This is a genomic window from Legionella parisiensis (assembly GCF_001467945.1).
Classification (GTDB): domain Bacteria; phylum Pseudomonadota; class Gammaproteobacteria; order Legionellales; family Legionellaceae; genus Legionella; species Legionella parisiensis.
In genome coordinates this window covers 968,270-983,050 of the sequence record NZ_LNYQ01000013.1, presented here as the reverse complement: position 1 = coordinate 983,050, position 14,781 = coordinate 968,270, and the positions used below count along the sequence as shown (strand labels likewise).

Sequence of the window (14,781 nt, the reverse complement as noted above, 5' to 3'; positions counted from 1 at the left end):
TTCTCCTACCGATGCATTTCATTCCCTTTAAGGTATAAAATTCAAAATATACCCTAAAGGGGATTAAATTGAAATTATCCATTTTAGGGTATATAATTAAAATATCCCCACTAAGGTATCAATTCATACAGGAACATTTATGCTGATTCACTCCTCTCTGGAACTGGCATTGTTGTTAAAAAATCAACGCAAAAAACTGAAATTAAGCCAGGAAGAAGTTGCTGCTTTAGTGGGTTTAAAACAAAAAACCATTTCCGCAATCGAGAATAACCCAGAAAACATGAGATTAAGCACTTTATTTCGGATATTATCCGCTCTTGATTTGGATTTAAAAATATTAACAAAAAATGAGTCCAATACAACAACCAATCAATGGAACGATGAATGGTAAAGAAGAATCAAATTCTTTATGTCTTAATGAATGGCATTTTAGTGGGGATGCTTGAGAAAACATCTCAGGGAGGATTGAAGTTCACTTATCATCAAGACTGGTTAAATCAAGCAGGAGCCCGCCCTATTTCATTATCATTACCTCTTGTTGAACAAACCTATACTGGTGATGTGGTATATAATTTTTTTGATAATCTGCTCCCAGATAATCACCAAATCCGCGCACGAATCCAAGCACGATTTCAAATAGCAACCAGCCAACCATTTGATCTGCTGGCAGGTATTGGCAGGGATTGCGTGGGGGCCATTCAGCTTATCACAGCTCCATTAGCTGAATTCCAGAGAACAATTAAATATAAGCCATTAACAGAGCAAAAAATCGCTTCAATCTTACGAAATTATCAAATAAACCCTCTAGGCATGAGCCAGGAAGAAAATGATTTTCGAATTTCTATTGCGGGGGCCCAAGAAAAAACTGCTTTTTTATATCATGAGAACCAATGGTGCGAACCGCTTCAGGAAACACCAACTACACATATTTTTAAATTGCCTATCGGCATTATTGCTCACCAACAGATGGATTTACGAGACAGTTGCGAAAATGAATGGCTGTGCTCTCTTCTTGCAAAAAGCTATGGATTACCAGCCGCCGACTGTGACATTCTTCATTTTGAAGATATAAAGATTTTATCGGTAAAACGGTTTGATCGCCGACTATCTCGGGATGAAAGTTGGATCATGCGCTTGCCTCAAGAGGACTTATGCCAAGCGTTAGGAGTTTCTTACAACATCAAATATCAATCGGACGGAGGTCCTGGTATTAAAGAGATTATGAAATTATTGCTTGGTTCAGTAAACTCGACTTCAGATCGCGATATGTTTTATCGTGCTCAAGTTTTTTTCTGGCTCATTGCTGGAATTGATGGCCATGCTAAAAACTTCAGCCTTTTTATCGAATCTGAAGGTAAATACAGACTGACACCTTTATACGACATGATGTCTGCATATCCACTGATAAAGAAAAAACAATTGCAAATTCAGAAAATTAAAATGGCGATGGCCTTAAAAGGTAAAAATAATCATTACCACTGGTATACTCTGCAACGTCGGCATTTTACAGATACCGCAAAAGAGGCAAGTTACTCTCCAGAAAGAGCGGAAATAATTCTTAATGAAATGCTGGAACAAACAGATTCTGTAATCCAGAAAGTCTCCAAACAACTTCCTTCCTCATTCCCTAGTAATATTTCTGAGCCCATATTTGAGGGATTACGAAAAACAAAACAAAAATTAGAACAATAACAGTTTTCAAACTCGATAGATTTAGAGTAAAAAAAACAATTAGATTATCATCAAAAATTCTCATAATAAATAAGAAATTATAAAAAATTATACTTTTTTGAAAAATGTCTACTATATTTATTTTTAAATAATAAAAAAAAATTTAGGGGATATCATGTTACTTCGATGGGCCGGTGTAACGTTTTTGTCTTGCATACTTACCTCTCCATGTTTTGCCGAAGAAAAAGAAATTGCGATTACAATTGATGATTTACCCTTTGTTGGTTCTGGTTCCAGCACACCGGCAAGCCTGAAAAGAACTCAAAATCGATTCATGGCTATAGTCAATGCTCTTGTTAACAATCAAGTCCCAGCTACTGGATTTGTCATTGGTGAAGCAGTTGCGAAAAATGAATGGGATCTTTTAGAAACATTTCGTAATCAAGGCTTTGCTCTAGGTAATCACACTTATACTCATAAAAGCCTGAACAATATGAGTGCTGATAAATACATAGCAGATATAGATCGTGCTGATACTGTTTTAGCGCCTGTACTGACAGAGCCTAAATATTTTCGCTATCCCTACCTAGCTGAAGGTACTGGCCAAAAAAAACAAAAAGTGCATGACTACCTGGCTGCACATCAATACACCATTGCCCCAGTAACGATCGATAGTAAAGACTATGAGTTTAATGCACGCTTCTACAGGATACCTTATAGAAAAAGAGCGCAAAATCTACCATCATTTAAAAAACGTTACTTGGCTTACATTTGGCAACAGACATTGAGAGCCGAGAAAAATGCTAAAGGGAAAAATGTCAAACAAATTTTATTAATTCATGCAAATCTTCTTAACAGTTTATGTTTAGAAGACATCATTGAAATGTATAGAAAAAATGGATACAAATTTATTAGCCTAGCTGATGCCTTAAAAGACAATACAGCTCAATCCTTGAATAATAATACAGAGGCCTTCAATAGCGCTATGCCCTCACTAAAAGAGTCAGGACAAAAATCCGAGGTTAATTGATACCTGACCGCCCTCTCCCGACAGGGAGGGGCGAGGAAATTAAACTTATCCGGAAATCAATTTGTTTTTCTCTAAGCGGGATATTGCATGTTTAGGCAGGAGAATCCAGTAATGCCCCCTATTCTTCATATGACCTGCAATTAGAGTTGCTTTTTCACCACCACCCCAAAAAACATCCCCACGTACTTTACCACGTATTGCTCCACCAGTATCTTGAGCAATCATCAAACGTTGCATGGGTTTATTTTTATCGGGATTCTTGCTGTCAGGACGCGTAGTAGTTAGCCAAAGAGGAGCTCCCATAGGAACCCATTGCTTATCAATAGCGAGCGAATAACCAGGTGTTAAAGCCACACCTTGCGAACCTAAGGCAACTCCATACGACATTTTACGGAAGAAAACAAAAGATTTATTTTGATTGATCACTTTATCCATCTGCTTGGGATGAGCTTCCAAATAACGTTTTATTGCCTGCATGGACGCATTATCTTTAGTCATAACTCCTTTTTTAATCAACACTCCGGCAATCGCAGTATAAGGTTTGCCATTTTGTGCATCATAACCAACATAAAGGTTATTACCATCTTCAAGCTCAATTACTCCTGAACCTTGAATTTCCAAAAACAAACGATCTATAGGGCTATTAATCCATACTAAAACGCGTGCTTTTCCCTTAAGTGCACCATTATTAATTTGTTCGCGAGTGTAATAAGGGACGAATTTTTTACCTTCTATCCTTCCTACGATGCCACGACTTTTTAAATCATTAAAAAACAAACCTAAATCAGTAGTTATAAGATCATCTGGTGTCTCGTAAATAGGAACATGAAACTCTTTGGATTTAGTATAACTTCCTTTAATTGCAGGCAAATAATAACCTGTAAATAAACCAGGTTTTTCACCAGTATCAGTAAACTCTACCGGAATGAACCATTTTTCAAAAAACTGTTTGGCTTCATTTTCAGCTTCGGGAGAAATCTTTAAAGCCACTTCACACGCTGGTTGCCAATCTTTTACTTGTAAATCGATCTTTTCCGTTCCGACAATCTGCTCCGGATTTTGCTTGATAAAAGCACGGCAAGAAGTCTGAAAAGTCAGTAAAGACTTTTTTAGATTCGCTGATTTCCAACCAGGTAAGCGATTAAAATCAGCTTGTCTGAACATGGTTGATGGATGCTTTACTGGCCAAAACCACCATATAGAAATACTCAAGGCAATTAAGGCTAAAAAAAATATAATAGAGATTATTTTCGTTTTCATAGGCGGACAATTTTTACACGTTATGGAATTTTTTGCAACAAACAATAACAAAATTTTAACATTAAGCTCGTGCAAAAAACCCATAATCTGCAACAGCAGCTTCTAATAATGATATGATTTTAATTAATTTTTTTGGAACGTACAAATAAAACAATTGTATCAATGTGCAACTACAAAAAAATTAATGAATGTGTAAAACCAATTGATTTAAAGCGTTGAGATAAGCTAAAAAGCCTCTTAAATCGTCATCGGGAATTTGAAAAGAAATCATTTTTTTACTCATTTCTGATAACAAATCCTGTAATTGATGGCTTACCATCAGTCCATGCTCCACATCATGTATTTCAAAAGCCATCCAAATCTCCTGTTCACAAGAGGATAATTCATATCCCAATAATTGAGCTGTTTTTTTAACTTTTTCTCTATCAATAGCCAATAAAATATGACTTATAGTGGCCTGTATTATTACTAAAGATTCAAAACGCTTTGTCAGCTCTGTTAACAGGTTCTTTTTTTTGGAGCTTAGCGGTTCATCAGCGAGCGACTCAAGCAATCCTCGGGAAGACCAAAATAAATTTGCCAAATCATGCAATTTTATTTGGTTTGCTGATGACAAGAGAATTTGCTTTAAATTCTGTCCCATATAAACATAGAGTTTATTAAGGTAACGATTTAACATAGTCCAAACATCGGAACGCCAAATAAGATTTGCGACAACAAAACTCGCAACAATTCCAATTACTATTCCGCCCAAACGCTGTAATGGAGGTGCTAAATAAACAGGTGGCCCTCCTTCTTGGGCAAGAGAAATAATCAAAGCGATATTTGCCTGTAACCCAATATAAGAATATTTGGGCAACTTAAACATAAAATAAGAAAATCCCCAAATTGAAAAAAAGAATATTAAAATGAAATCATAAAGTGTCATCTCAATTAGAAACAAAGAAAATATAGCAATCCCTCCACCCCAGATACAGCCAAGTAAACGATAAACGCTCACACTTTTCATTTCAAAAAGATGTTTACGAATAGAAAGCACGAGACTACTGATAATTCCATTTAAACCACCAGACCAATTACTTATCATCCAAAAACCTAAAGCCAAAATAACCGAAAGCCCTGCTTTAATACTGCGTTTAATGACATCGATATCCGTACGAATGCGTTCCTGTGTTTTTAAGACATGGTGTTTTGCTGTCATGCCACAAGGAATAGGGCTAAATAAAGACTGCATCAAAAGAAGACTGTGATTCACTTGATGCAAGAAATGAATCAATGCGTGAACAAAGGTACTCTTCACAACAAATTGCTGCTTTTCAATGCCCCTATTTGCATTAGGGATCAAAACAGAGGAAATATCTCCATTACTTTGCCTCTGTTTTACATGTTTTTCCAGTTCTTCGATTGCAGGTCCTGTTTTTAATTCTTTAGGAATATCTATGTGATTAGAAAGTGCGATTTGTAGGTGGGACAGATCTGATTGAACCGCATTCAATAATGGCTTTATAGGTAATGATTGTACAATGGTTAAATCGCTATGCCTTGGAGAAATGAGAATAAGATAGTGTAACTGTCGTGATAAATCATAAAAAATATCCAATAAAGCACGCACCTGATCAACCCTGGCTTTAGTAACCCCTAATTCATGAGTCATAGCCCCAATAAGTTCTACTGCTTTCCGTAATTTTCTTTTTATTTTTATAGTGTTTTGTGATAGCAAGTCAAAATCGGGCTTACCTTCAAACAACATCGTAAGTAATTGATCCAATTCAGTTGAGAAATCAGTAAAAAAACCATGAAGCTGTACTGTAACATTATCCTTTAAATGATTGGGAAAAATAAAATAGGCGCTTATTGCTGCTACCAAAACACCAATCCCAATCTCAACAGGTCTCCAAATTGCCACGAAAAACGCATTTTGCGGATTCATCGCAATTTGCGAAATAATTATAAATGCACACAGTGCTCCTAATAAATAAGCATAACCATTAGGACTGAAACTGTAATAATAGGAGCCCATGCACACGATTAAAAAGCAAGAAAGCAAATAAAGTAAAAAACTGTTGGCGACCAGTCCTGCAACGTAGAACCCCAAAAATGCTCCCGCAATAGTGCCAATAATACGCATAGAAGCTTTATCAATGATGTTGCCAGTGTATAAATTCGAAACGATAACAACACTCATTCCTGACCAAAATGGTGTTTCCAGATGAAATTTAAAGGAAATCAAAACGGCAATCAATGCGGCAAATGCTGTTCTTATGGCAGCTCTGTTTTCAACAGTTTGAGGCCAGAAAAACACGATTCACCTGTATGTAATGGTAGTAGCATTGGCACCAATGCGCATTGGATATTCATCAGTTAAATCATCGATATAAATTTTTACAGGAAAACGTTGTGCCATACGAATCCAATCTTCGGTCGCTTCCAAATACACTAGTGTTGAAGGAGCAACATCACCGCTTTGTACTCGATTAATCCCCCAACCAATGCTGTCAACATGCCCATGAAATACTTTTCCCGGATACATATCAATCATAATTTTTGCCTTGTCTCCAGGTTGAATCAAACGAAGCGCTGTTTCTCTATAACGCGTAACTACCCACCACTTTTTGGTTTCAATAAGAGCAAATAGTCCTTCCCCTTCTGTAATGTACTGACCTACGCGTAAATTAAAATTAGTGATGTAACCATCTGCAGGAGATACAAGAATAGTATGATTTAGACGATAATTTTCCTTATCTAATTCAAAATTAGCGTGTGCGATCTCAAGTTTGGCTTTAGCCACATCTGCCTTTTCGTTTTCATAATTCAATTGAGCAATTTCTAACTTGGACTTAGCTTGCTCTACTGCATAAGCAAAAGGAAGAGAATCAATTTCAATAAGTTTATCTCCTTTTTTTACCCGCTGATTGTCCTTAACATAAATTTTCGTAACTGGACCAGAAACCATAGTGGCCATGTTGACTACATGAGCTGAAACATATGCATCACTTGAGCGTGTGTCATAAAAGGCAAAATAACGATAGGCAACATATCCTGCCAACAATAAAGTAAGCACCGCCATTTGCGGCCAATACTTAAATCTGGAAATATTTTGTAAACGCACCTAAAAACCTCTCTATTTATCATAGCTATTACAATACAACCAGGTTTGAGACAGCTCAAGATAATATTAGAGTCTGGTCACATTTATATAGACCCCGGGTATGTCGCACTTCAGTACTTAAAAATCAGACCAGTTTGGCTCAACTAGCGAAATGGGAGCAAAGACCCTATTACAGTGAAGGCAAATATCTCCAGCTGCTCACCCCCAAAGGAATAGCATGTTCATTTACCAGACAAGGGATCGCCCTTCCCGACCCAATAAACCTTATTTGCAATAAAGACAAAGGAGATTCCTCTTCAAAGGAAACAACAGTTACTCGTTGATGATGCGATGCTGATTTTCGTCCCTTATAGTAAACCACCAAACACGGAAACTCTCCTAAGTCCTCAATATAATATTTGTATTGAGTTAAGCCGCTTTTTAAAGAACATCCTTTGAGTTCGAGTAAATTATGCACCACTTGATTTGCAGCATCTGAATGTACCACACAGTCTGAATTCAATGCTTTATCTTGATGCAGCAATCGCAATGCCACATTCTCGAGCTGATAAAAACTCTGGTGCAATACTTCTTGCTTATTAATTGTTTTGTAATACAGTAAAACATGCTGCATCGAAGTCAAGATAAGCAAACTAATCACACCTGTAATCAGTAAAGTCACTAATAAAATAAATCCTTGATTTTTTCTAATGTCTCTCTTCGGCAACTCGCTCCAGAATGGGAAGTGCAAAGGTTCACGGAACGCAGAACCGGAGTGTACGAGCCAGTATATGAGGATTCGAGTACCGTAACGACGAAGCAATTCTCCTCTGGAGTAGAGTTTCCGAAGAGAGCTGCTCATGAGCCACGCACCAAAACCTTCAGCTCATGCGTTTTGTTCTCATCCAACCCCATGATAATTTCAAGAAACTGCTTCTCTTTTATGTATCGATTTCGGGTATGTATGAAATGAATTAAAGGAGTTATTTCTTCTGTCTGTACCAAGTGATAATGTAACGTATCCATATCATTCGCATTTCTCTTAATCAACCATTTCTCTTCAAGATACTCACCAATATATGCTGAGCGGTCATAAGAAAAAAATAGAGGTTTGTTCAAAGTAATAAGCAAATTATTATTTTGTCGTTCCATCTCAAAGAGTTCTTGTACCTCAGCATGTTTACAATCAGCGATGAGTACAGGACGTTTTTTGTGAAATATCACTGGATCCTGAATCACTATTTTTGTTGCACCTTGAATTTTGATTATTTTTGCAAAATGTTCATTCATCCTATTTATTTGAATGAATTGATTCGGTTGATTTCGGGTTTGCAGTGCCCGAATTCTGTTTTGATGATTTCTACGATCAATAACTTGCAAGTGATCGATGCCCAAGCACGGCGTAAAACCTGCACGTCGAATACTATCACTCAGTAAATCACTCACCCATCGTAAATCAAAATGTGTTTCTAAAATTTTTTCTGTTTCAAGGTATTGCCGTTTGCTTCCCAAATAAAGATGGATTAATGAAATCATAATTAAACTTGTCAGAAAAAGACTTATCAATACTTCTGCCAGACTAATTCCCATTTGCTTTTTCATTCAACACTTCCGATAAAATTATGTTGACGGGTGATAGAGCCTACTTGTTCAAACCATTCAAGATGGAGAAGTAACTGTTGATTTTTTAGCTGTATATCCAAGTGGTATGGGGAGGGGGTTGGTGGAAGTTTTGAAACTTTGGCCACAAGCGACTCTTCAATTTGATCAAGAAATTGAGAACCTTGTGTTCTAAAAATTAATTGGTTTAATAATTGTTTACTCTGCCATTGTTGTTGTAATAAAGCCAGAGCCAAGGTTGTTACTAGTGATAAAGATACCAATACTTCGGTAAGGGAAAATCCCTTTTGCCAATTCATATTCCATTTTCCTGTGGTTGGTTTGCCACGACAAGGTTAACGTCATGGATATAAAAATTCAAGACCTCTACGACTGCACACAAACACGAATAGAGATCAAATACAATCCATGGCGAGCTATAAACAACCCATCGAATTGTTATTAAACTTTAATACGTTTAAAACGGCTGCCGAAAAAAATACCCTCGATCTGATTTTAGCTATTTTTTGGGTCCCTGATTACACCTCCTACCGAAACGAAAAGATGGTACGCGCCAACTCAAGTAATACGTTGTATTTTTATTTGGATAAGTGAAGCATCAGTCTTTGTAATGGGCTCAACTTATTTTGGGTCCCTTGAAGAGATCAGCTTCCGACAGGGCCTCGCCATTAAAGAAGATTCATCTCCATAAACCCGATTACATTAGATCCTTTAGGAGTAAGGCACACCTGCTCTCATTGATTCCCACGGTCATCCATTTAATGATAATAAAGAACTGGTGCGAAAGACATTCGGTTTTGGGTACAAACAATGTCCTATTGACTATGAATATCTAGCAGAATCAGATTTGCTTCCCAATCAAGCTTTTAATGACTTAGTTCCAGCAACTTTAAAAAAATAATCGCATATCGGGTGTTTTGCTATCACCCGGTAAGAAATCAAATGAATTTTTAATTCACTGAGCTGGTGACAGGAAGCTAAAGCTTGGATAATATGAAGAAAATTTTTAGTTAGGGAAAATTATGGCAGTTAACTTTCAACAATTACCTCATCCAGGCATACAATCTTTAGTCCCTTATAAACCAGGAAAATCTATAGAAGAACTAGCACGTGAAAAAGGGATAAACGACAATGACATTATTAAAATGGCGAGTAACGAAAATCCTTTAGGTTGCAGCCCCTTAGCCCATGCCGCATTAAAAGAAATGTCGCCCCACCTTTTAGCTACTTATCCCTCACCAATGAACCATCCTTTAATCCCTAAACTTGCGAATAAACTCGCAATCGATGTGGATCAACTTTTCGTAAGTAATGGTTCGGATTATATATATACCATTCTACTCAACTGCTTTGCGTTGCATAATGACAAACACATCATCACACATGAATATGCATTCAGCACCTACGCGATTCAAGCCAATACCTTGAATATCCCTGTTCGCTCCATTGAAATCAATCCAGATTGGCATGTCAATGTAGATAAATTAATTCAAGCTTGCAATGCAAAAACCGGTATCATTTTTTTAGCGAACCCGAATAATCCTACCGGTGTTCTGATTAGCCCACAAGAAGTAAAGCGTCTATTAGAGAATATTCCTGAAAGTACTCTGTTGGTTATCGATGAGGCTTATTATGAGTATGCAGCATCTCAATTAAGTTGTAATAGTATTGAATGGTTGGCTCAACATCCCAATTTAGTGATTACGCGAACTTTTTCAAAAATATACGGGTTAGCCGGGGTTCGTTTAGGTTATGCAATAGCTCATCCATCAATAATTGATCTCATGCGGCGTATCCAATTACCATTTACAGTCAACCAAGTCGCACTGACTACTGCGCATGCAGCCTTAGATGATGATCAATTTATTCAATTAAGCTTGCAAACCAATACCGAAGGAATGCTGCAGATGAAAGATGGATTTAATCAACTAAATATCGATTACTTACCCTCGGCATGCAATTTTCTTACCTTTGATTGTAAGGAAGATGGCATGTTGATTTATAATTATTTATTAGATAAAGGGATCATAGTACGACCTCTACATCCATATAAGATGAATAATTACATACGAGTAACCGTAGGAACCAAGGAGCAAAATGTTCGATTTCTTAATACATTGAGTAATTACGAAGGTTTGTTGACAATTCGCTAAATTAAGCCAAAATGGTGTGATTTTAGAGTACCAAAACATTCATCAAAGTGACACCATATTGGCCAAATAGATAAGTAAGGAAATAAAATGACCAGTGACTTAAGCAGCAAACATTGTGATTCATGTGAAGGTATAGGCGCCGCATTAAATGCAGAACAAATTAAAAATTTGATGCCTCAGTTAAATAAAAATTGGCAAGTAAGTACAGATAACCGAATCATTAAACGCAGTTTATCTTTTAATAATTTTTATGAAACAATGGCTTTTGTTAATGCCCTTGCATGGATTGCAAACACTGAAAATCATCATCCTGATTTAGAATTAGGCTATAACTATTGCCACGTAAGCTTTATGACCCATGCCCTCAATGGCTTGAGTCATAATGATTTTATTTGCGCAGCAAAAATGGATAAATTGCTGGCGGATTAAACAATATGAAATGTAGCCTGGGTGAGACACAATCCGTAACTCAGGCTTTGCTTCGTCTCACCCTGCTATTAATATTTCATAACAACTTGCTCATCCCCTAAAAGATTCATCAAAAGCCCAAGTAGTTCATCGCTTGGCATTACTTGCCATTGTTGCGCCAGACTCAACTGTGCTCTGGCATAATCATTACAGTATGAAAGTTGTACAGCACAACGGCCAACATGAGCTTTCAATAACGCCTGAATAGAACCTAAAACCCCCTGATTTCCGGAGTGTAAACGTAACTCCAAGCATCGAGCAAATTTAGTACGAGCTGTAGGGACATCGTAGAGATGATTCGCGGTCATTTTCACACCGCCATTATAATCATCATGAGCCACTTCACCCTCAATAACCAACATATCACCAGTTGCCAAACTTTGGGCAGAAGATTCGAAAAGCTCACCAAAGACAACAACATCAAGCCGCGCAGTAGAATCATCCATGCCAAGAATTACCAATTTCTTACCACGTTTCGTCAAAATTTTGCGAATTCCAACAATTTGCGCACAAATAATGGCTTTTTTATGCATAGAAGGATTTAATTGACTGATTGAAACGATAAAGTCACCAAACTCACGCCGATATTGATCTGCAGGATGCCCAGTAAGATAAAAGCCTAATACTTCTCGCTCACCTTCCAGACGCTGCGCCTCAGACCAGGGTTTGCATTGCACGTAGTCTTGCTTATGGGTATCGTCTTCTAATAATGAAAATAAATCAAATTGACCACTGGATTGATTTTGATGCTCTTTTTCAGCCACTTTTAGAGCTTTTTCCAACGATGCAGTTAATATTGCTCGCTCGACATTCCAATCATCAAAAGCACCACTTTTAATTAGCGCTTCCAGTACGCGTCGATTTACCTTGCGTAAATCCAATCGTTGGCAGAAACTGAATAAGTCCGTATATTTTCCTCCTGCTTCACGCTCCTCAGTAATGCAATCAATAGCAGACTCCCCCACCCCTTTTATAGCACCAAGGCCATAAATAATAGTGGCATCATCAACTACAGTAAAAGGATACATCGAATGATTGATTGAGGAAGGTAAAATCTTCAATTTCATATGAGCACATTCATCAATAAAAGTAACTACCTTATCCGTATTATCCATATCCGATGACATGACCGCAGCCATAAATGCCGCGGGAAAGTGTGCTTTAAGCCAAGCAGTTTGATAAGCTACCAATGCATATGCAGCTGAGTGCGACTTATTAAAACCATAACCTGCAAATTTTTCCATCAAGTCAAAAATATGGGTTGCAACCTTTTCATCAACGCCTCGAGCAGTCGCTCCTTGGGTAAAAATTTCTCGTTGTTTCGCCATTTCCTCAGGCTTTTTCTTTCCCATCGCACGACGTAACAAATCAGCAGCGCCCAAAGTATAATTTGCCAATACCTGTGCAATTTGCATCACTTGTTCTTGATATAAAATAACACCGTAAGTTGGTTTTAAAATGGGCTCCAAATCCGGATGGGGATAATCAACAGCAGCACGTCCATGCTTACGATCAATAAAATCATCCACCATTCCAGATTGCAAAGGGCCTGGTCTGAATAAAGCCACTAAAGCGATAATATCTTCAAAGCAATCAGGCTGTAAACGGCTAATTAACTCCTTCATACCCCGAGATTCGAGCTGAAACACCGCTGTGGTTTTACATGCCTTTAATAAATCAAAAGTCTCAGCATCATCTGTTGGGATTTGACTGATATCCACCGCGGGCAAACCTTCAAGAGCTCTTTTTTTATTTACCGTAGCCAATGCCCAATCGATAATCGTCAGTGTACGTAATCCCAAAAAGTCAAATTTGACCAAACCTGCTGCTTCGACATCATCTTTATCAAACTGACATACAATTTGGGTAGATCCCTCTTCACAATATATCGCAGTAAAATCTGTAAGCTGGGATGGTGCAATCACTACTCCCCCAGCATGTTTCCCCGCATTACGGGTAATCCCTTCGAGTTTTAATGCCAAATCAATGAGTTCTTTTACTTCCTCTTCTTCTTCATAACGACGCTTTAGTTCTTCCTCCTGCTCCAAAGCCTTACTTAATGTAATACCTATCTCAAAAGGGATTAATTTTGCTAGCTTATCAACAAAACCATAGGGATGTCCTAATACACGCCCAACATCGCGTACCACTGCTTTGGCAGCCATAGTACCAAAGGTAATAATTTGTGAGACGCTTTGCCTGCCATATTTTTCGGCCACATAATCAATAACCCGATCACGACCTTCCATACAAAAATCGATATCAAAATCAGGCATGGATACCCGCTCTGGGTTCAAGAAACGCTCAAAAAGTAATTCATACTCCAAGGGATCCAAATCGGTAATTTTTAATGCATAAGCAACTAATGAGCCCGCTCCTGAACCACGTCCTGGGCCAACTGGCACACCATTTTTTTTTGCCCATTGGATGAAATCAGCAACAATCAGAAAATAACCGGCAAAGCCCATGTTATTAATTACGTTTAATTCAACCTGCAAACGTTTGTCGTATTCTTCTCGCGATTCTTGCAGCTCTTTAGGTGATTTGCTTTTAAATATTTGCAGTAAACGCTCTTCTAGACCTACTTGTGATAAATGAGATAAATACTCTTCAACAGTAGATCCATCCGGTATGGGAAAATTAGGTAAATAATTATTTCCTAGATCCAGTTTTACTGTGCATCGTTTACTGATTTCAACTGTATTTTCTATTGCAGATGGCAAATCAGAAAATAAAGCAATCATTTCATCAGCCGAGCGCAAGTACTGTTGTGCACTATACTTTTGCAGTCTTCTAGGATCAGCTAAGGTATACCCTTCATGAATGCAAACACGCGCCTCATGGGCCTCAAAATCTTCTTGATCAAGAAAACGCACATCATTGGTTGCTACTAAGGGCAATTTCAGTTCATCGGCTAAAGCTATCAACTTTTCATTATAGTCGGTTTCATCAGGTCTTCCTGTCCGTTGAATTTCTAAATAAAAACGATTGGGAAAAAGTGATTGCCAATATAGTGCTCGGCTTTTAGCTAAAGCATCGTCATTGGCTAATAAAGCTTGTCCAATATCGCCGAATTTTCCGCCAGACAATGCAATAAGTCCTGATGAGTACTCTTGTATCCATTGGTTATGTACTCTTGGTTGTCCTTGATATTGTCCTTCCTGATATGCTTTGGAAACAAGACAAGTTAAATTTTTATACCCCTGCGAGTTAAGGCATAAAAGAACCATAGAAGAAACTCGCTCGGGCTGTTCAGGATCATGACAAGGTAAATCACTTCCAATTATAGGCTTGATTCCCATATCCACAGCATTCTTATAGTGCTTCACAGCCGCAAACAAATTGCAATAATCGGTCACTGCAACAGCACACATCCCTCGGGATGGTAAAACCTTCATTAAAGGCTTAACACGAGTCAAGCCATCAACCAAAGAAAACTCCGTGTGGACACGTAAATGAACAAAACGTTGTTGCATAAAGAAATTAACTCA

Annotated in this window: 12 protein-coding genes; 5 read left to right on the top strand and 7 right to left on the bottom strand. The window is 37.7% G+C overall.

The window, feature by feature from the left end; genetic code table 11:
• Positions 1-139 precede the first annotated feature (139 nt).
• The 3 genes from Lpar_RS10405 (at position 140) to Lpar_RS10395 (ending at position 2,701) form a co-directional block, all read left to right on the top strand.
• Positions 140-391 carry a helix-turn-helix domain-containing protein gene (locus Lpar_RS10405; RefSeq protein WP_058517880.1) on the top strand — a complete coding sequence of 84 codons (252 nt, stop codon included), beginning with the start codon at positions 140-142 and terminating at the stop codon, positions 389-391.
• Positions 385-1,692, top strand: a complete 1,308-nt coding sequence (locus Lpar_RS10400) for a type II toxin-antitoxin system HipA family toxin (protein WP_058517879.1) — start codon at positions 385-387, stop codon at positions 1,690-1,692. The genes Lpar_RS10405 and Lpar_RS10400 overlap by 7 nt, the downstream gene beginning before the upstream one ends.
• Positions 1,693-1,846: 154 nt before the next feature.
• The gene (locus tag Lpar_RS10395; RefSeq protein ID WP_058517878.1) at positions 1,847-2,701 is read left to right on the top strand and encodes a polysaccharide deacetylase family protein; all 855 of its coding nucleotides are present in this window, start codon (positions 1,847-1,849) and stop codon (positions 2,699-2,701) included.
• 45 nt (positions 2,702-2,746) lie between these two features.
• On the opposite strand, the gene mltA is transcribed toward Lpar_RS10395, so the two are convergent.
• The 6 genes from mltA to Lpar_RS10365 form a co-directional block, all read right to left on the bottom strand.
• Positions 2,747-3,961, bottom strand: a complete 1,215-nt coding sequence (gene mltA, locus Lpar_RS10390; protein WP_058519239.1) for a murein transglycosylase A — start codon at positions 3,959-3,961, stop codon at positions 2,747-2,749.
• A 181-nt stretch (positions 3,962-4,142) separates the two neighbouring features.
• Positions 4,143-6,263 (bottom strand): FUSC family protein, encoded by a 2,121-nt coding sequence (locus tag Lpar_RS10385; RefSeq protein WP_058517877.1) that lies wholly within the window; start codon positions 6,261-6,263, stop codon positions 4,143-4,145.
• A 3-nt stretch (positions 6,264-6,266) separates the two neighbouring features.
• Positions 6,267-7,070, bottom strand: coding sequence for an efflux RND transporter periplasmic adaptor subunit (locus Lpar_RS10380; RefSeq protein ID WP_237759389.1), 804 nt, complete (start codon positions 7,068-7,070; stop codon positions 6,267-6,269).
• 169 nt (positions 7,071-7,239) lie between these two features.
• Positions 7,240-7,911, bottom strand: a complete 672-nt coding sequence (locus Lpar_RS10375; protein ID WP_237759388.1) for a type II secretion system protein — start codon at positions 7,909-7,911, stop codon at positions 7,240-7,242.
• Complete coding sequence (locus tag Lpar_RS10370; protein WP_058517876.1) at positions 7,908-8,651, bottom strand: PilW family protein; 744 nt, start codon at positions 8,649-8,651, stop codon at positions 7,908-7,910. The genes Lpar_RS10375 and Lpar_RS10370 overlap by 4 nt, the downstream gene beginning before the upstream one ends.
• Positions 8,648-8,968, bottom strand: a complete 321-nt coding sequence (locus tag Lpar_RS10365; protein ID WP_058517875.1) for a prepilin-type N-terminal cleavage/methylation domain-containing protein — start codon at positions 8,966-8,968, stop codon at positions 8,648-8,650. Before Lpar_RS10365 ends, Lpar_RS10370 begins: the two co-directional genes overlap by 4 nt.
• A gap of 723 nt (positions 8,969-9,691) precedes the next feature.
• Here Lpar_RS10365 and hisC point away from each other — a divergent pair.
• Together hisC and Lpar_RS10350 are read left to right on the top strand one after the other, a co-directional pair.
• Complete coding sequence (gene hisC, locus Lpar_RS10355) at positions 9,692-10,822, top strand: histidinol-phosphate transaminase (RefSeq protein WP_058517873.1); 1,131 nt, start codon at positions 9,692-9,694, stop codon at positions 10,820-10,822.
• Positions 10,823-10,909: 87 nt separating this feature from the next.
• Positions 10,910-11,251 (top strand): 4a-hydroxytetrahydrobiopterin dehydratase, encoded by a 342-nt coding sequence (locus Lpar_RS10350; RefSeq protein ID WP_058517872.1) that lies wholly within the window; start codon positions 10,910-10,912, stop codon positions 11,249-11,251.
• A gap of 68 nt (positions 11,252-11,319) precedes the next feature.
• Here Lpar_RS10350 and dnaE read toward each other — a convergent pair whose 3' ends face one another.
• Positions 11,320-14,766, bottom strand: coding sequence for a DNA polymerase III subunit alpha (dnaE, locus tag Lpar_RS10345; protein WP_058517871.1), 3,447 nt, complete (start codon positions 14,764-14,766; stop codon positions 11,320-11,322).
• Positions 14,767-14,781: the final 15 nt, after the last annotated feature.

What these genes read in the sequence shown, in the direction of transcription:
- Lpar_RS10405 (WP_058517880.1), top strand. Translation starts at nt 140, where the DNA reads ATGCTGATTCACTCCTCTCTGGAACTGGCATTGTTGTTAAAAAATCAA.
- Lpar_RS10400 (WP_058517879.1), top strand. Translation starts at nt 385, where the DNA reads ATGGTAAAGAAGAATCAAATTCTTTATGTCTTAATGAATGGCATTTTA.
- Lpar_RS10395 (WP_058517878.1), top strand. Translation starts at nt 1,847, where the DNA reads ATGTTACTTCGATGGGCCGGTGTAACGTTTTTGTCTTGCATACTTACC.
- mltA (WP_058519239.1), bottom strand. Translation starts at nt 3,961, where the DNA reads ATGAAAACGAAAATAATCTCTATTATATTTTTTTTAGCCTTAATTGCC.
- Lpar_RS10375 (WP_237759388.1), bottom strand. Translation starts at nt 7,911, where the DNA reads ATGAGCAGCTCTCTTCGGAAACTCTACTCCAGAGGAGAATTGCTTCGT.
- Lpar_RS10370 (WP_058517876.1), bottom strand. Translation starts at nt 8,651, where the DNA reads ATGAAAAAGCAAATGGGAATTAGTCTGGCAGAAGTATTGATAAGTCTT.
- Lpar_RS10365 (WP_058517875.1), bottom strand. Translation starts at nt 8,968, where the DNA reads ATGAATTGGCAAAAGGGATTTTCCCTTACCGAAGTATTGGTATCTTTA.
- hisC (WP_058517873.1), top strand. Translation starts at nt 9,692, where the DNA reads ATGGCAGTTAACTTTCAACAATTACCTCATCCAGGCATACAATCTTTA.
- Lpar_RS10350 (WP_058517872.1), top strand. Translation starts at nt 10,910, where the DNA reads ATGACCAGTGACTTAAGCAGCAAACATTGTGATTCATGTGAAGGTATA.
- dnaE (WP_058517871.1), bottom strand. Translation starts at nt 14,766, where the DNA reads ATGCAACAACGTTTTGTTCATTTACGTGTCCACACGGAGTTTTCTTTG.